Raw genomic sequence first — 17100 nt, forward strand, 5'->3', positions numbered from 1 at the left:
ACGCTTATCCGCGCAAGGTGCCGCCGGTCTTCTTCGTCACCTCGGCGACGATCTTGGCCGCAACCGCCTCGATCTCCTGATCGGTAAGCGTCTTCTCGCGCGGTTGGATCGTCACCTCGATTGCGATCGACTTCCTGCCGTCCTCGATGCCCTTGCCTTCATAGACGTCGAACACCGTCACGCCCGTGATCAGCTTCTTGTCCGCTCCTTGCGCGGCGCGGACGATATCGCCGGCCTTGACAGTGCGGTCGACGATGAAGGCGAAATCGCGCGACACCGGCTGGAACGCGGACAGTTCGAGCGCGGGCTTGGCGCGGGTCGCCTTCTTCTTGGCTTCGGGAATGCGGTCGAGGATCACCTCGAACGCCATCAACGGACCGTCCGCGCGCAATGCTTCGAGCGCGCGCGGATGCATCTCGCCGAAATAGCCGAGCACGTTTTGCGGTCCGATCTGGATGGTGCCGGAGCGTCCCGGATGCAGCCAGTCGGGGCCGCCGGGCACGATCTGCAGCGCCTGCATCGGCGCGCCGGCCGCCGCGAGCACCGCGAGCGCATCCGCCTTGGCGTCGAACGCGTCGGCGGTGTGTGAGCCGGACCAGTGCCGGCCCAGACCTTCCGCGGCGGCAAAGCCGCGGCGGATCCCGGCCGCGGCCACCAGCTGGTCGTGCGGACGGTCGCCCTTGAACACCTGGCCGACCTCGAACAGCGCGACATCGCCAAGGCCGCGGTCGGCATTGACCTGGGCGGCCGCGATCAGGCCGGCCAGCAGGGTCGGTCGCATGTCGCTCTGGTCGGAGGCGATCGGATTGGCAAGCTCGAGCGCGTGCTGGCCACCGCCGAACAGCTGCGCCGCGGCCTTCGAGATGAAGGACCATGTCACCGCCTCGACCATGCCGCGCGTCGCCAGCGCGCGCTTGGCGCGGCGGGTGCGGAGCTGGAGCGGCGTCAGTACCGGCTTGCGTGCGTCCTCGCCCCGCCCGAACGGGGTCATCGCCACCTTGTCGACGCCGACCATGCGTACGATTTCTTCGACGATGTCGGCCTTGCCGTGCACGTCGGAGCGCCAGGAGGGAACGGCGATTTTCACCACCAGTCCGTTGCCGGCCATCATGAAGCCGAGGTGGGAGAGAATGCGCTTCATCTCCGCGGCCGATACGTCGATGCCGGCCAGCCGCCTGACCTCGGGGAGCGGGAAATCGATCACCCGGTCGTCGGGGAAGGGATTGCCGGCCACGACGTTGTCAGACGGCGCGCCGCCGCACATCTCCATGACCAGACGCGTGGCGAGCTCAAGTCCCGGTACCATGAACGCCGGATCGACGCCGCGCTCGAAGCGATAGCGGGCGTCGGAATTGATGCCGAGCTTGCGGCCGGTCTGGGCAATGTTGATTTCGTTCCACAGCGCCGATTCGATCAGCACGTCGGTGGTGTTTTCGTCGCATCCGGAAGCCTCGCCGCCCATGATGCCGGCAAGCGATTCCACGCCGTGGTCGTCGGAGATGACGCACATGCTGCCGTCGAAGGTGTAGGTGCGGCCGTCGAGCGCGAGCAGCTGCTCGCCGTCGCGGGCATGGCGAACGAGGAGATTGCCCTTCACCTTGCCCGCGTCGAACACGTGCAGGGGCCGCGCCCGGTCATAGGTCATGAAGTTGGTGATATCGACCAGCGCGTTGATGGGCCTGAGCCCGATCGCGGTCAGTCGCTGCTGAAGCCATTGCGGCGACGGACCGTTCCTGACGCCGCGCACCAGCCGCAGCGCAAAGCCGGGGCAGAGCTTCGGATCTTCGATCGTCACCTTCACCGGACAGGGGAATTCGCCCTTGACCGGCTTGATGCCGGGATCTTTGAACCTGCCCATGTCGGCAGCGGCAAGGTCGCGCGCAACACCGTGCACGCCGGTGCAGTCCTGCCGGTTGGGCGTCAGATTGATCTCGAACACGGGATCGCCGAGCCCCGCCCATTCGGCATACGCCACGCCGATCGGCGCATCGGCGGGCAGCTCCATGATGCCATCGTGATCATCGGAAATCTGCAGCTCGGCCGCCGAGCACAGCATGCCGCGGCTCTCGACGCCGCGGATGGTGCCGACGGAAAGCGTGATGTTCTTGCCGGGGATGTAGGTCCCGGGCGGCGAGAACACGCTGACGAGGCCGGCGCGCGCGTTCGGCGCGCCGCACACGACCTGCACCGGCGCCGCACCGTTTCCGGTGTCGACCATGCAGACGCGCAGGCGGTCGGCGTTGGGATGCTGCTCGGCAGAGATCACCCTGGCAATCGTGAAAGGCTTCAGCGCCTTCGCCTTGTCCTCGAGGTTCTCGACCTCGAGCCCGATCATGGTGAGCTTGTCGGCGAGCTTTTCGACCGGCTCGTCGGTGTCGAGATGGTCCTTCAGCCAGGAAAGCGTGAATTTCATGGCTGCTTCTTCTCCACGATTGCTTCCATTTCCCTCCCCCGCTTGCGGGGGAGGGTCAGGGTGGGGGTTCTCTCCGCGATCGCGGTGGCAATTGTTTCGAGAACGCCGACGCGGTTTGTCATGACGTCGTGGTTATTGAACCGCATAACCTTGAAGCCCTTTGCTTCAATTACGGCAGAACGTACGGCGTCTGCTCGCTCGGCTTCATCAGAGAAATGTTGTCCGCCGTCGAGTTCGATTACGAGCCTTGCGGCATGGCAGACAAAATCGGCGACGTAACTCTCGATGGATACTTGGCGGCGAAAACCGGCCCCGTCCAGGCGGTGATCGCGCAGCTCTGACCAAAGAATTCTTTCGGCATTGGTGGAATTTCGTCTGAGCGCACGCGCGTTTGCGCGAAGCTTGGAGGAGACCTTCCAGGTGGGCTTTTGCTCGTCCATCACGACCTCCGACGCGGAGAAACCCCCACCCCGGCCCTCCCCCGCAAGCGGGAGAGGGAGTTCGACCAGTCCCGGCGCTGGAGTGATCGTAACCTTGCGGAGATCTGGTGCGACCGCCAACCTCACGAGCTCAACCCTCCGGCAAGCGTCGGGACGTCGAGCGGCTTGAAGCCGTAATGCGAGAGCCAGCGTACGTCGCTATCGAACAGCTGCCTGAGATCGTTCATGCCGTATTTCAGCATGGCGATGCGGTCGATGCCCATGCCCCACGCGAAACCCTGGTACTCGTCCGGATCGATGCCGCAGGCACGCAGCACGTTCGGATGCACCATGCCGCAGCCCAGGATCTCCAGCCAGTCCTCGCCCTCGCCGAAGCGGATCTCGCCCTTGTCGCGCCGGCACTGAATGTCGACCTCGAGCGAGGGCTCGGTGAAGGGGAAGAACGAGGGCCGAAACCGCATGTTGATGTGATCGACCTCGAAGAATGCCTTGCAGAACTCGTGCAGGATCCATTTGAGGTGACCGAGATGCGACTCCTTGTCGATCACGAGGCCTTCGACCTGGTGGAACTGCGGCGTATGCGTCGCGTCCGAATCGATGCGATAGGTGCGGCCCGGACAGATGACGCGGATCGGCGGCTTCTGGCTCAGCATGGTGCGCACCTGCACCGGCGAAGTGTGAGTGCGCAGAAGCATGCGCGAGCCGTCTTCCTTCGGAGGGAAGAAGAACGTGTCGTGCATCTCGCGCGCCGGATGCCCGACCGGGAAGTTCAGCTTGGTGAAATTGTAGTCGTCGGTCTCGATATCGGGACCTTCGGCGACCGAAAATCCCATGTCGGCGAAAATGGTCGTGAGCTCGTCCCAAACCTGGCTGAGCGGATGGATGCGCCCCGCCTCGGCCGGTGGCTCGCGCGCCGGCAGGGTGACGTCGATCGTCTCCAGCTTGAGCCGCGCGTCCAGCGCCGCGGATTTCAGAACCTCTCGCCGTTCGGCGAGCGCCTGGGTGACCTTGTCCTTGGCCTGGTTGATGGCCGCGCCCTGCGTCTTGCGCTCGTCCGGCGACATCTTGCCGAGCGTGGCGAGCAGGGCAGAAATCGCCCCTTTCTTGCCCAGGGAGGACACACGTACCGCCTCCAGCGCGGCTTCGTCGCCGGCGGTTGCGATCTGTTCGAGGATGGATTTTTCCAGCATTGCGAGGTCGGACACGGTCAAATCTTCTCTTCCAAAGGGCCGCCGGGTTGTGGCCGCAGCCGGGTCAAAACGTCAAGGCAAAAGCGGGAAATCCGGTTCGGCGAAGGGCTCTTGAACCGCCTCCGGCATCGACGCCACCAAGATGAAGCCGAAGGAATGAGTGATGCGTTTTACTTCCTGTCTGGCCGGCTCGATTCTGTCCCTGGCTCTGCTCGCGGGTGCCGCCCGGGCTACAACCAGTGAATGCCCGGCCAAAACCACTGCCACGGACGAAATCGTCGCGATACTGAAGGACGCTCCCAACTGCGAGCGCGCGATGAAGCTGCTCGAGGCCTGCGAATACAGCGCGAGCGGCGATGCCCAGTTCGGCGCCGTGGTCGAGAAGAAATGCGAAGCGGACTTTCTCGACCACCTGAAGGCGCCGCGGAAGCTGACCTATCAGCGTGAGCTCAGGGTGTGCGACCGGAAATACCGGAACGAGGAAGGTACCATGTACGTCTCGTTCACGGCGTTCTGCCGGGCGGAGGTGGCCCAGCGCTATTCGCGCCAGGCGCTCACGGCGGGCCACTAGGGCCCAGCCCCTCGTGCCCGGGACCGCCAGTGCTGGCTCAGGCTGCCAGCGCCGCCTTGGCCTTCTCGGCGATCGCCTGGAACGCCACCGGTTCCCGGATGGCAAGGTCCGACAGCACCTTGCGGTCGACCGTGATTCCCGACTTGGAGAGACCGTCGATAAATCGGCTGTAGGTCAGGCCGAACGGCCGAACGGCGGCATTGAGGCGCTGGATCCATAGGGCGCGCATGGTCCGCTTCTTGCGCTTGCGATCACGGAACGCGTACTGCCCGGCCTTCTCCACCGCCGGCTTGGCGGCGCGGATCGTGTTCTTGCGGCGGCCGTAAAAACCCTTTGCGGCCTTGTAGACTTTCTTGTGCTTGGCGTGGGCGGTCACACCGCGTTTGACGCGAGACATGACGAAATCCTTCGAAAAACAGAATGGCTGACGGGATTGCCGCGCGAACGCGGCCGGCTATGGCGATCGAAAACGGACGCGATCAGGCGTTCGGCAAGAAATACTTCTTGATATTGTCGCCGTCGGTCTTGAACAGCACGCGGGTACCGCGGAGCTGACGGATCTGCTTCTTCGTCCGCTTGATCATGCCGTGACGCTTGCCGCGCTGGGCGTGCATCACTTTGCCGGTGGCAGTCACCTTGAAGCGCTTTTTGGCGCCCGACTTGGTCTTCAGCTTGGGCATTTGGCTCTCCTTCATGCCGCAACAGGAAACTGCCCGCGAGGGCGGTCCAATCGGCTAAAATGCTCGTTAGAGCGTTGAATATGCTCAGGTTCTTGCATTCAGCAAGGAAACCCGCACAGGCATCGCCACGGCAGCCCTATTCAGCCGGGCGATGAAGGCTGCGCTTATGGCAGAGGACAGGCCAATTGGCAACGATGAACCGTGGAACGCGGGCATCGGGACCGCGGTTGAGCCCGCCGACGCGCCAGCCTCGAGGAGTAAGAACATGACCGCTTTCCCGCGATCGACCATCCCTGTTGTCGTGTCCCGCCCGCGCCTGTGGCCCTGGCTACCGCTGCTGGCGGCCCTGATCATCGCCGCCCCCGGGCCTGGTCACGCCAGAACGATCAGGGCGGCAGGTCCCTACGATGGCGTCTGGAACGTGGTTTTCGCCACCACGCGCGGCAATTGCAGCTCGGGTTACAGCGTGCCGTTCACGGTGAGGGGCGGCCGCGTCTCATCGGCCGGCGGCGGCAGGGTGCAGGGTCTCGTCAGTCGCGCCGGCAGCGTCTCCGTCCGCGTCTCCGTGGGCAAGTCGCGGGCGAGTGGGGGTGGCCGGCTTGGGCGCGGCGTAGGTGCCGGCGCCTGGCGCGGAATCATTTCCGGCGATCGGTGCAGCGGAACCTGGCAGGCGACGAGGACGTGACCACAGCTCCCCACCGCGAAAACGACCCGCCAGATTGCCTGACGGGCCGTCCTTTACCGTTTGTCCCCTTGACGCGGGATCGGCGCTAGCGCGGGGCCAGCACCATAACGACCTGGCGGCCCTCGAACCTGGCGTCCTGCTCGACCTTGGCGAGGTTGGCGACGTCATTCTTGATCTTGTCCAGGAGCTTGGTGCCGATCTCCTGGTGCGCCATTTCGCGGCCGCGATAGCGCAGCGTGATCTTGACCTTGTCACCCTCTTCGAAGAAACGCTGCATCGCGCGCATTTTCACTTCGTAGTCGTGATCGTCGATCATCGGCCGGAGCTTGATCTCCTTGATTTCGACGGTCTTCTGGCGTTTGCGGGCTTCGGCAGCCTTCTTCTGCGCCGAATACTTGTACTTCCCGTAATCCATGATCTTGCAGACGGGAATGCTCGTATTCGGCGAAATTTCGACCAGATCCATGCCGGCTTCCTGGGCCATCCTGATGGCCACTACGGTTTCGACGGTGCCCAGGTTTTGACCGGTCTGATCGATCAGCTGGATCTGCGCATTCCGGATCTCGTCATTGGTGCGCGGCCCATCTTTGGCGGCAGTGGGCGGGGCTCTATTGGGACGGCGAATGGTTAGTTCTCCAAAGTTGTGAACGAAGCAGACAGTTTGAAGGAAGATGGCTTGACGGGCAAGCAACTCGCACGCGCGCTTGCGAAAAAACCCTCAAATGAGAGGCAATTTGGTCACGCCCACCGACACGGCCCTCGACATAGACACCCTGTTCGTGTTCCGCAAGCATCGAGAGCCGCCCTGGGCCCGATGATCCCCGCCGATTGGCCGCGCCGGCCCAAACAACCGAGCTAGAGTAAACGTTCCATGACAGATCTTTCCGGTGATGGTGAGAGCTTCGTGCTCTTCGAGGTGGGCCAGGGCAGTTCGGCGCGAAGTATCGCGGTACGCGCCCGCGCCGGCAAAGGTCCGGGGCTGTTCTGGCTCGGCGGCTTCAAATCCGACATGCAGGGCACCAAGGCGCTGGCGCTCGACGCCTGGGCCAAGGAACACGGCCGCGCCTGCGTCCGGTTCGACTATTCCGGACACGGCGAATCGGGCGGCGACTTCGTCGACGGGACCATCGGACGATGGCTGGAAGAGAGCGTTGCGGTCTTCGAGGAGTTTTGTTCAGGCCCGCAGGTCGTGATCGGGTCTTCGATGGGCGGCTGGATGGCGTTGCTCCTGGCGCGCGAAATTCAGAAACGGCGCGGCAAGGGGTCGCTGGCCGGGCTCGTCCTGATCGCGCCGGCACCTGATTTCACCGAGGAGCTGATGTGGAAGGGCTTTCCGGCCGAGGTGAAGAAGGAGATCGAGACCAAGGGGGTCTGGCTCAGGCCATCGCAGTATGACGACGGCTCGCCCTACCCGATTACGCGGAACCTGATCGAGGAAGGTCGCAACCATCTTCTGCTCGGTGGATCGATCGATGTCGGATGCCCGGTCCGCATCCTGCAAGGCGCGCAGGATCCGGACGTGCCGTGGCAGCACGCGTTCGCGCTGGCGCACCGGTTGCCGGCGGAAGACGTGGTGCTGACCATGATCCAGGACGGCGACCACCGCCTGTCGCGGCCGCAGGACATCGCGCGTCTCCTTGCCGCCGTCGCGGAGATGGGGTGAACTCTTTCGGAGCTCATCTAATCATGCGCCACCATGACAAGATCGGGAGAAAGCGCCATGGACATCAAAGCCATGCTCGATGCCTTCTGCGCGGCCGTCGAGCAGCGCAACGGCAAAGCCTTCGCGGACCTGTTCACCGCGGACGGCATCTATCATGACGTGTTCTACGGTGCGTTCGAAGGCCGCGCCAGGATCGCCGAAATGATCGATGACTGGTTCTACCGCACGGCAAGCGATTTTCGCTGGGACATGCACGAGCCGGTCTCGGACGGCAAAACGCTTTATGCGCGCTACACCTTCAGTTACCGCTCGGCGCTGCCGGAAGCTAAGGGAGCGCGGGCGATGTTCGAGGGCGTCGCGATCATGAAGCTGCGCGAGGCAAAGATCGCCGAATATCACGAGGTCGCCAACACCGCGACGGGGTTTGTCGACATGAACTTCGCGCCGGAGCGGATGGCGAAGATTTTCGCCAAGCAAGGCGCCGCGCTGAAAGCACGGCCGGAGATGCAGAGGCACTTGGTGTGAGGCGTTTCTCCGTCGTTCCGGCGCATGCTCTCTCCCGAATTCGTCATTCCGGGATGCGCCGCAAGGCGCAGGCCCGGAATGACGAACGGATAAAGGAGCGGCCCGACCTATCTTTTCGACGGGTTCGGCATCGGTTTGCGCTGCGACAGTGCGGCGACCGTTGACGTTCCGATCGGTCCTTCCTCGTCGTACAGCCAGCATTCGCCGATCGCAACGCCGTCGGTCGAATGATGGTTCACCACCTCGAAGCCGATCCATTCCTTCACCGGCAAACGGTGCAGATACAGCGTGACATCGCTGTTGATGAAGCCGAGACCCTCCTCGCCCGCATTGGCGAAGGGGCTGGCGAAGTCGGCGGCGACCGCGACGCGCACGAACGGCGTCGGCGGGGAGCCGTCGACCAGTTCGCGCACTTCGCTCATCCACAGGCGTCTCGGTCCGAGTGAGCCCATGTGACCGACGATCGGCCGGGTCGCCCACTTGCCGTGCATGCCGAGCCGCGGATCGGTCGGCGGCGGAATGTCTGCAGGCTTCGGCGCGTCCCAGTTAGGCGGTGACCAGATCCGCCCCTGCGGGTTCTGCGTCTTGCGCAACAGCTGACAGGAGGCGCGCGCCATACTCACGCCGCCGGAAAGGAATTCCGCTTCCACGACGCGGATGCGCAAGCCGTCCCGCACCAGGCGCGTGGTCACCTCGATGGGGGCATCGATGGTCGGCAGGCGAAACATGTCGACCGTCAGGCGTGCCGGCACAAAATCGGCAGCGCCGTGACGCTCCTCGATCACAAAGGCGAGGAGACCGATGATGACGCGGCCGTGCAGCGATTTGTGGTCCCAGGGACCATTGGCGATTTCCGTCGGGCGGAAGATGTCGTGGTCGCGGATGAAGAAGGGCTGGTTTTTCATGACGCGCGAGCTTGAAGGAATCCGCGCGGGGAAATCAAGGGTGGTGCTGATCCTCACGGTGAGGAGGCGCGCAAGCGCCGTCTCCGGACGATGCTGCGCATCGCCGGCAGAACCGTGAGGCCCCAAGCGGCCTCACCCTTCGCTTGCTTCGCAAGCTCCTCAGGCTGAGGATCACTCAACGGCGTCTGCGAGGCGCCACTCTTCACGAACGCTTTCGTTACCCTCGACCGACATCGCGCTCGCTTTCATCGCCTCGAACTCTTCGCTCGAGGTCAGTTGCGACATCGCCCACACCGCCGCGCCGCGGACCAGCGGGCTTGCATCGTCGAGCAGCGGCCGTGCCTGCTGAGCAAGCAAGCGATCGCCGGAATTGCCGATCGCGATCAGCACGTTTCGAACAAACCGGTCGCGGCCGATGCGCTTGACCGCGGACCTGGTGAACAGCGCGCGGAAAGCGGCATCATCCAGCTGCGCAAGTTCGGCAAGGGATGGCGCGCGCAATTCCTCGCGCGCGGCGAGCCTTGTCTCGCGCCCCTCTTGCGCGAACTTGTTCCAGGGGCATACGGCGAGGCAGTCGTCGCAGCCATAGATGCGGTTGCCGATCGCTTTGCGGAATTCGCGCGGGATCGCGCCCCTGCTCTCGATCGTGAGATAGGAGATGCAGCGCCGCGCATCGAGCTTGTAGGGGGCGGAAAAGGCTGACGTCGGGCAGGCGTCGAGGCAGGCGCGGCAGGTGCCGCAATGATCTGTATCGGGCTCGTCGCGCGGCAGGTCGAGCGTGGTGAAGATCGCGCCCAGGAACAGCCACGAGCCGAACTCGCGCGAGACGAGGTTGGTGTGCTTGCCCTGCCAGCCCAAGCCCGCCGCCTGTGCCAGCGGCTTCTCCATGACGGCGGCGGTGTCGATGAACACCTTCACCTGACACGGCCTTGTCGCGACCAGCCAGCGCGCCAGCGCCTTGAGATTCTTCTTGATCAGTTCGTGATAGTCGTCGCCTTGCGCGTAAACAGAGATCGCGCCCCGCGTTCGCTCTTTCAGGATGGCGAGCGGATCGTGATCGGGACCGTAATTGACGCCGAGCATGATCACCGAGCGCACGTCAGGCCAAAGGCCGCGCGGGCTCTCGCGGCGTCCGGGGCCGGCGGCAAGCCAGTCCATGTCGCCATGCGCGCCGGAGGCGATGAATTCGCGGAAATGCGTCGCGGCGCCCGCGATCGCGTTCGGCTCGGTGATGCCGATGCAGTCCAAGCCGAGCGATCGCGCCGGATGCGACAGCGCCGTCCTGAACTCAGTGGCTGGAAGGTCAGTGCCGGGCTTCAGAAATCGAGGTCCACATAGGTCGGCGACGCCGGTACGCCCGCCAGCCATTCGCTGAGCAGCGGACGGAACGACGGGCGGGACTTCACCCGCGCGTACCACGCCTTTGCCGCCTCGTCCTCGATCCATGGCACATCGCCCAGATAGTCGATCGCCGAAAGATGCGCGGCGGCGGCGAGGTCCGCATAGGTCAGGCGGTCCCCGGCCAGGAAGTTCCGCGTCCGCGCCAGCCAGCCGATATAGGCCAGATGATAGCGCACATTGGACTTCGCCGCGCGAAGTATGTCTGCCGACGGCGCTCCGCCGCCGTGCTGTTCGCTCATGAAACGCTTGTAGATGCGCTCGTTGACCAGCGGATGGGAGGCCTCTTCGAAGAATTTCTCGTTGAACCAGGCCATCAGCCGGCGCACCTCGATGCGCTCACTGATGCCTGTCGGCATGAGACGTTTGTTGCCCATCTCCGCGCCATGGGCGTCGTCGATATATTCGGCGATCACGCCCGGGCCCGGGATTGCGGGCTGGCCCTCGGTCACCAGGACGGGCGTCGTGCCCGCCGGATTGAGGGCGAGGAACGCCTCTCGCCGCTCCCAGGCGCGTTCTTCAGTCAGCCGCAAATCGAGCCCGTATTCGCCAAGAATGAGGCGGACGAAGCGCGAATGCGGACAGAACGAGTGATGAAACAGCGTGAACATGCAGCCTTTGATTATGCTTGCGGTATTTAAGGGTCCATCAATGCCTGACCCGGCGCCACACTAGTCGTCCGGAGGGGTGAGGCAACCTCTTGTTTGGGCATTTTGCGATTGCGGCAACGGGACGAATAGGCGAGAAGAGCCCCGCTTTTCCGGTCGAAATGGACCCTAAATATGTCAGACGTATTGCGAGCCGTGATCCTCGGCATCGTCGAGGGTGTCACGGAGTTCCTGCCTGTTTCCTCGACCGGTCATCTATTGCTGGCGGGCCGGTTCTTCGGCCTGGGCGAGGATAGTTTCTGGAAGAGCTTCGATATTCTGATTCAGCTCGGCGCAATTCTTGCGATTGTCGCGCTGTATTTCGTCAAGCTGTCGCGGGTCGCAATCGGCGTGTTCGGCAATCCGGACGATCGGCGTTTTGTGATCGGTGTGCTCGTTGCCTTTGTACCCGCTGTGCTTGTCGGCTTGATCGCCGGAAAGCATATCAAGGAGTTCCTGTTCAACCCATGGGTCGTGTGCTTCTCGCTGATCGTCGGCGGGGCAATTCTTCTGTGGGTCGACCAGCTCGATCTCAAGCCGCGCGAGCATGACGCCACGCGGCTTCCGCTTCTCACCTATCTCTATATCGGAATCGCTCAATGCGTCGCCATGATACCGGGCGTGTCACGGTCCGGCGCGACCATCGTCTCGGCGATGCTGCTGGGCACGGACAGGCGCGCCGCTGCGGAGTTTTCCTTCTTTCTCGCGATTCCCACCATGCTCGGCGCCTTCGTCTATGATTTCTACAAGAACCGCGGCGAGATGACGATGGACCACCTCGGCATCGTGGCGATCGGGTTCGTCGTCTCTTTCATCACCGCCATGATCGTGGTGAAGACGTTCCTGCAATACGTCACACGGCACAGCTTCGTGCTGTTCGCCTGGTGGCGCGTGATCGTGGGCACGCTCGGCCTGATCGCGCTGGCGCTGGGGTGGTAACGCTCTCGGGAACGCGTCAGGCGGGTGCTGTAGGGCGGGCGAAGCGAAGCGCGCCCGACGTGTGCGTCCAATGCGTCCTGGTCTGCACGGCGCCGGCGCGCCTTAGGCGTTCTTGCGGTGGAACTGGCCGGCCGTGCGGAAGCGCCAGAGATATTGCGGGGCAATCGCCTCCAGCGAATCAGGCGTAATCCCCAGTCCCTCCAGCGTCAGGCCGGCGGCCTTTGCCGCCTCGGACACCACGTTGTCGGACTTCAGCAGCATCACCTGGTCCGGCGTCAGCTTGAGCGCGCCGGGGGCGAATTGCAGGAAGAGGGCCTGGAATTTGGCAAGCCAGAACGGCAGCGAAACCAGCATGCGGTTCCGCTCCGTGATCGCGAGGATAATCTCGATGATCTCGCGGAAGGTCAGCACTTGCGGGCCGCCGAGCTCGTAGGTCGCTCCCTCCCGGGTCTTGCCGTCGACCGCATCGGCAATTGCCGTGGCGACGTCCCCGACATAGACCGGCTGCATCTTCGTGGCGCCGCCGCCGATCAGCGGCAGCACCGGCGAAATGCGCGCCAGCGCCGCAAAGCGGTTGGTGAACTGGTCGCCGGGCCCGAAAATCACCGAGGGGCGGAAGATCGTTGCGGAAGGTGCGGCCGCCAGCACCGCCTTTTCCCCCGCGGCCTTGGCCCGGGCGTAGCTTGAAGCCGAGTTCTCGTCGGCGCCCAGCGCGGAGACATGCACCATGCAGGCGCCGACGGCGGAGGCTGCCTTCGCCACCGTTTCGGCCCCCTTCCCTTGCACGGCGTCGAAAGTCTGCGCGCCACCTTCGGCGAGAATGCCGACCAGGTTGATCGCGACATGCGAATCCCGCATCGCCGCGTCGACGGAAGCCGGGTACCGCAGATTGGTCTGCACCGCATGGACCTGGCCGACCCGGCCGAGCGGCTGCAGGTGGCCGGCGAGTTCCGGCCGCCGCACGGCGACACGGACCCGGTAGTCGCGCTTGCACAGCGCGCGGACGACGCTCCTGCCCAGAAACCCCGATCCGCCGAAAACCGTGACGAGAGTGTCCAGATTCGATGCCATGGTTCTGTTCCTGGGGTCTATTCCTGCCGGAAGCTGCGCCGGGACCGCTTGTATCCACCGGATTTGCGATGCGCAATCCGCCCTTCACAGACCAATTTGACAAGCGCGCAACCGATCCGTAGTAACCGGCCCCATGCCCAGGTGGCGGAATTGGTAGACGCGCTGGCTTCAGGTGCCAGTGGCTTCACGGCCGTGAAGGTTCGAGTCCTTTCCTGGGCACCACTTTTCTTTGTCCATGGCTGATCGGGGTGCCGATTCCGGGATGAAACGCCGGATCCGGCTCCAAACCAGGTCGGTGGTAAGGACCGGGACGAGACGTGCGGGCTTCCTGACAGGAGCTCGCATCGGGCCACACTTGAGATCTCACCTGGAGTTATTCACGCCCCGGGCCGCATCCGCGTCAGCCATTCCGATTCGGCCCCTCCCCTCCCCATCCTTCAGCCCCGGCCCTCGCCAGCTTGGGTCGCGGGCGCTAGCTTGGGCGCCACATCGATTCGACGAGGCTTGAAGTCATGACCGTACGCCTGCATCGCGGCGACCTGCCCGATTTGTCCCGCTATACCGAATCGGTGGCCATCGACACCGAGACCATGGGTCTCCATCCGCATCGCGACCGGCTTTGCGTCGTGCAACTGTCGAACGGCGACGGCAGCGCGGACGTGGTGCAGATCCCCAAGGGCCACACCGATGCGCCGAACCTGAAGGCGCTGCTCGCCAACCAGGCGATCACCAAGATCTTCCACTACGCGCGCTTCGACATCGCGGCGCTGTATCAGGCCTTCGGAGTCATGGCGCAGCCGATCTACTGCACCAAGATCGCCTCGCGCCTGGGTCGCACCTATACCGATCGCCATGGGCTGAAGGATCTCGTGCGCGAGTTGCTCAATGTCGATCTCTCCAAGCAGCAACAGTCGAGCGATTGGGGCTCGGAAAGCCTGAGCGAGCCGCAGCTCGCCTACGCCGCTTCGGACGTTCTGCACCTGCATGCGCTGCGCGAGCGGCTGGACGCCATGCTGCTGCGCGAGGGACGCAGCGAGTTGGCGAAGGCCTGCTTCGATTTCCTGCCGACGCGGGCCAGGCTCGACCTGCAGGGCTGGGAAGCCGAGGACATCTTCTCCCATTCGTGAGGTGCGGCCGGGCACGCCCGATCGCCGCTCCCTGGCGGTCGCGCGGGGCTTTGGCTGGGTGCCGCCTGCCCCGTTTCGGACACACTCCTAACCACTGTCGCGGGCTGCATAATCCGGCAATGCCGGGTACAATCGCGCCATTCGGCCTTTCGGAGCAGCGGTGAACTCGGCCCAGAACCCAACGTTTGATGCCGGCCTTGAGGCACGCTTTGCCAGTGCGGAGCGTCACAGCCGTCTTGTGCGGCTGCTCAGGGTCGCGGTCCCGGCAGCGGTGCTGTTGGCCATGGCCGCCATCGTCGGCGTATCGATCTTCAATCCGTTCCGGATGCTGATGCCCAAGCTTCCCATAGATGCCGGAAATCTCGTCGTCTCCGGAACGAAGATCACGATGGAATCGCCCCATCTGTCCGGCTACACGCCCGATCAGCGGCCTTACGAGCTGTGGGCTGCCACAGCGACCCAGGACATCACCGATCCAAACCATGTCGAGCTCAAGGCCATGCGCTCGAAGCTCCTGATGCAGGACCAGTCGACCCTCACCCTCGAATCCCGCACCGGCGTGTTCGACAGCAAGCAGCAGGTTCTGGAGCTGCGGAAAAATATCATCCTGCGCACGACGACCGGCTATGAAGCGCGCCTGAGTCAGGCTGTCGTGGACATGGCCAAGGGCACGGTCACATCCGACGAACATGTCGACGTCAAGCTGATCAATGGCACCCTGTCGTCCGATCGCCTGAAGATCACGGATGGCGGCGACGTCATCAGGTTCGAAGGCAACGTCGTCATGCAGCTCGAAAACCTTAGTCAGGCGACGCCGGGCCAGCCCGAGGCGCCGGCCGAGCCGGCACAACCGGCCAAGACGCGTCCCTCCAACAAGTCCTCCAAATGACCATCATGGCGACTCCTCGCAACCTTTCCACGCGACGCCTCGCCTTTGGCGTGGGCGCGGCATTGTTCGGCCTCGCGCTCGCTTCGGCAGATGGCGCCTGCGCGCAAAGCGCGATGCAAGGCGTGCCGAACGCGATGCAGGGCTTCACGCAAAACCGAGATCAGCCCATCCAGATCGAAGCCGCCTCGCTTGAAATGCGCGACAAGAAGAAGGAGGCGACCTTCTCGGGCAACGTGAAGGTGGTGCAGGGTGACACCACCATGACCTCGAAGACGCTCGTGGTGTTCTACGATTCGAGCCCTTCCCCCGCCGCCGCGCCGCCGGCCAATGCCAAGGGTGGCAAGGGGGCGCCGATGCAGTCGGCGAGCCCGGGGCCGACCGGCAGCTCGTCGATCAAGCGGCTGGAGGCACGCGGCAACGTCGTGGTCACCCAGAAGGATCAGGTCGTCACCGGCGAGACCGCCGTGTTCGACACCCGGACCAACCTGATTAGCATGCTGGGAGGCGTCGTCCTGACGCAGTGCAAGAACGTGCTGCGGGGCGACCGGCTGTTCGTCGACATGACGAGCGGCGTCTCGCGGGTCGAATCCGACAGCGGCAAGGTTCAGGGCCTTTTCATGCAAGGCCAGGATTGCGGTTCATCCAAGTCAGGCGGCGGATCGCCGCTGCCATCCTTCGGGTCGAGCAAACCCAAATAATATCAATATCTTGGGTGTTCGGCGGGCGGGCGGAGGTTGAAGCCGTGCCGACAAGCCTGTATCTACCCCCGTGGGCTCGGCAGCGGGATCCGCCGCTTAGGGATTACGGGTGTTTCGCTGGGCAAGGAACATCCATTCATTCATGCTGCGCCGGCGAATCATGTCGCAGCGCGTCGCGGGATCACCGTGAAAGGCAGAAGCGAAGCGGGGATGGTCGATTTACTCAGCTTGTTCCGTCGCCGCTCCGCTAAACGCGGCCGGCCGGGCTTTGGCCGTGCGCGCGAGGACATCACGTCCATCGGCGACTCGTTGACCAGTTTCCTGAACTCCGTGGTTGGTGATGCACCCTCGATCGCGCGCGACGAGAGGATGGCCGCTGCGGAGCCGCCGAGGGTCAAGCCGAGGGTCGAGAAACCGAGGTCGCCGGCCGCGAAACCCGCAAGGCCCCCCAAGACCAACGGCTCTGCCGGGCCGCAGCTGTTGCAGCGGCCGGGGTACCTCGCGGTGCACAGCGTGGAAAAGAGCTTTGGCAGCCGCCATGTTGTGCGGGGCGTCAGCATCTATGTGCGCCGCGGCGAAGCGGTTGGTCTGTTGGGGCCGAACGGGGCGGGCAAGACCACCGTGTTCTACATGATCACGGGGCTGATCAAGGCGGATCGCGGCGCCATCGAGCTCGACGGTCACGACGTCACCAGGCTGCCGATGTATCAGCGCGCCCGGCTCGGCATCGGCTATCTGCCTCAGGAAGCCTCGATTTTCCGCGGCCTGTCCGTCGAACAGAACATCCGCGCCGTGCTCGAGGTGGTCGAACCCTCCAGGAAGAAGCGCGAGGCCCAGCTCGACTCCCTGCTCGAGGAGTTCAACATCGCACGGCTGCGCAAATCGCCGTCCATCGCGCTCTCCGGCGGCGAGCGGCGCCGCGTCGAGATCGCCCGCGCCCTGGCGACCCGCCCCAATTACATGCTGCTCGACGAGCCCTTTGCCGGCATCGACCCGATCGCGGTCGGCGACATCCAGGATCTCGTTCGCCACCTCACCAACCGCGGCATCGGCGTCCTGATCACCGACCATAACGTCCGGGAGACGCTCGGCCTGACGGACCGCGCCTACATCGTCTATGCGGGGGAGATTTTGACGGAGGGTACCCCGGATCAAATCGTTAACGACCCGGATGTACGGCGCCTTTACCTTGGCGAGGAGTTCCGCCTCTAGCCCTTTTTTCTTGTTCGTCAAGCCGTGTACATCGACCTTGTAGTAGG

At 64.0% G+C, this 17100-nt stretch carries 19 protein-coding genes and 1 tRNA gene; 10 read left to right on the forward strand and 10 right to left on the reverse strand.

Annotated features, from left to right (window positions below; translation table 11 throughout):
- Nucleotides 1–4 precede the first annotated feature (4 nt).
- From pheT to pheS, 3 genes are all read right to left on the reverse strand, one after another.
- On the reverse strand, nt 5–2413 hold the full coding sequence (gene pheT / locus HY852_RS06840) for a phenylalanine--tRNA ligase subunit beta (protein ID WP_291603639.1): 2409 nt from the start codon (nt 2411–2413) through the stop codon (nt 5–7).
- The gene (locus HY852_RS06845; RefSeq protein ID WP_291603640.1) at nt 2410–2853 is read right to left on the reverse strand and encodes an endonuclease domain-containing protein; all 444 of its coding nucleotides are present in this window, start codon (nt 2851–2853) and stop codon (nt 2410–2412) included. The genes pheT and HY852_RS06845 overlap by 4 nt, the downstream gene beginning before the upstream one ends.
- 122 nt (nt 2854–2975) lie before the next feature.
- Nucleotides 2976–4058, reverse strand: coding sequence for a phenylalanine--tRNA ligase subunit alpha (pheS, locus tag HY852_RS06850; protein ID WP_291603641.1), 1083 nt, complete (start codon nt 4056–4058; stop codon nt 2976–2978).
- Nucleotides 4059–4206: 148 nt separating this feature from the next.
- On the opposite strand from pheS, the gene HY852_RS06855 reads away from it, so the two are divergent.
- Entirely contained in the window at nt 4207–4614 is a 408-nt protein-coding gene (locus HY852_RS06855; RefSeq protein ID WP_291603642.1) for a hypothetical protein, read from the forward strand.
- A gap of 37 nt (nt 4615–4651) precedes the next feature.
- Here the strand turns inward: HY852_RS06855 and rplT are convergent, their stop codons facing one another.
- Together rplT and rpmI are read right to left on the reverse strand one after the other, a co-directional pair.
- Entirely contained in the window at nt 4652–5011 is a 360-nt protein-coding gene (rplT, locus tag HY852_RS06860; RefSeq protein WP_291603643.1) for a 50S ribosomal protein L20, read from the reverse strand.
- Nucleotides 5012–5093: 82 nt separating this feature from the next.
- A complete protein-coding gene (gene rpmI / locus HY852_RS06865; protein WP_029585522.1) occupies nt 5094–5294 on the reverse strand; it encodes a 50S ribosomal protein L35 in 201 nt (66 codons plus the stop codon).
- A gap of 265 nt (nt 5295–5559) precedes the next feature.
- Here rpmI and HY852_RS06870 point away from each other — a divergent pair, with 265 nt between their 5' ends.
- Nucleotides 5560–5979 (forward strand): hypothetical protein, encoded by a 420-nt coding sequence (locus HY852_RS06870; RefSeq protein ID WP_291603644.1) that lies wholly within the window; start codon nt 5560–5562, stop codon nt 5977–5979.
- 85 nt (nt 5980–6064) lie between these two features.
- On the opposite strand, the gene infC is transcribed toward HY852_RS06870, so the two are convergent.
- Entirely contained in the window at nt 6065–6604 is a 540-nt protein-coding gene (infC, locus tag HY852_RS06875; protein ID WP_291603676.1) for a translation initiation factor IF-3, read from the reverse strand.
- 246 nt (nt 6605–6850) lie between these two features.
- Here infC and HY852_RS06880 point away from each other — a divergent pair, with 246 nt between their 5' ends.
- The gene (locus tag HY852_RS06880) at nt 6851–7642 is read left to right on the forward strand and encodes an alpha/beta hydrolase (protein WP_291603645.1); all 792 of its coding nucleotides are present in this window, start codon (nt 6851–6853) and stop codon (nt 7640–7642) included.
- Between the two features lie 57 nt (nt 7643–7699).
- Entirely contained in the window at nt 7700–8167 is a 468-nt protein-coding gene (locus tag HY852_RS06885) for a nuclear transport factor 2 family protein (RefSeq protein ID WP_291603647.1), read from the forward strand.
- Nucleotides 8168–8274: 107 nt separating this feature from the next.
- On the opposite strand, the gene HY852_RS06890 is transcribed toward HY852_RS06885, so the two are convergent.
- The 3 genes from HY852_RS06890 to HY852_RS06900 form a co-directional block, all read right to left on the reverse strand.
- Complete coding sequence (locus HY852_RS06890; RefSeq protein WP_291603648.1) at nt 8275–9072, reverse strand: thioesterase family protein; 798 nt, start codon at nt 9070–9072, stop codon at nt 8275–8277.
- A 171-nt stretch (nt 9073–9243) separates the two neighbouring features.
- Nucleotides 9244–10440 carry a tRNA epoxyqueuosine(34) reductase QueG gene (gene queG, locus HY852_RS06895; protein WP_291603649.1) on the reverse strand — a complete coding sequence of 399 codons (1197 nt, stop codon included), beginning with the start codon at nt 10438–10440 and terminating at the stop codon, nt 9244–9246.
- A complete protein-coding gene (locus tag HY852_RS06900) occupies nt 10389–11081 on the reverse strand; it encodes a glutathione S-transferase family protein (RefSeq protein WP_291603650.1) in 693 nt (230 codons plus the stop codon). Before HY852_RS06900 ends, queG begins: the two co-directional genes overlap by 52 nt.
- A gap of 171 nt (nt 11082–11252) precedes the next feature.
- Between HY852_RS06900 and HY852_RS06905 the strand changes: the two genes are divergently transcribed.
- Complete coding sequence (locus HY852_RS06905) at nt 11253–12056, forward strand: undecaprenyl-diphosphate phosphatase (protein ID WP_291603651.1); 804 nt, start codon at nt 11253–11255, stop codon at nt 12054–12056.
- Between the two features lie 102 nt (nt 12057–12158).
- On the opposite strand, the gene HY852_RS06910 is transcribed toward HY852_RS06905, so the two are convergent.
- On the reverse strand, nt 12159–13127 hold the full coding sequence (locus tag HY852_RS06910) for a complex I NDUFA9 subunit family protein (RefSeq protein WP_291603652.1): 969 nt from the start codon (nt 13125–13127) through the stop codon (nt 12159–12161).
- Between the two features lie 135 nt (nt 13128–13262).
- On the opposite strand from HY852_RS06910, the gene HY852_RS06915 reads away from it, so the two are divergent.
- From HY852_RS06915 to lptB, 5 genes are all read left to right on the forward strand, one after another.
- Nucleotides 13263–13349, forward strand: a tRNA-Leu gene (locus HY852_RS06915).
- Between the two features lie 290 nt (nt 13350–13639).
- Nucleotides 13640–14254 (forward strand): ribonuclease H-like domain-containing protein, encoded by a 615-nt coding sequence (locus tag HY852_RS06920; protein ID WP_291603653.1) that lies wholly within the window; start codon nt 13640–13642, stop codon nt 14252–14254.
- 160 nt (nt 14255–14414) lie between these two features.
- Nucleotides 14415–15143, forward strand: coding sequence for an LPS export ABC transporter periplasmic protein LptC (gene lptC / locus HY852_RS06925; RefSeq protein WP_291603655.1), 729 nt, complete (start codon nt 14415–14417; stop codon nt 15141–15143).
- Entirely contained in the window at nt 15140–15841 is a 702-nt protein-coding gene (locus tag HY852_RS06930; RefSeq protein WP_291603656.1) for an LptA/OstA family protein, read from the forward strand. Before lptC ends, HY852_RS06930 begins: the two co-directional genes overlap by 4 nt.
- A gap of 210 nt (nt 15842–16051) precedes the next feature.
- Nucleotides 16052–17053: an LPS export ABC transporter ATP-binding protein gene (lptB, locus tag HY852_RS06935; RefSeq protein ID WP_291603657.1), complete on the forward strand. Its 1002-nt coding sequence runs from the start codon at nt 16052–16054 to the stop codon at nt 17051–17053.
- Nucleotides 17054–17100: the final 47 nt, after the last annotated feature.

The sequence above is a fragment of the Bradyrhizobium sp. genome (assembly GCF_016213215.1).
Lineage (GTDB): Bacteria > Pseudomonadota > Alphaproteobacteria > Rhizobiales > Xanthobacteraceae > Bradyrhizobium.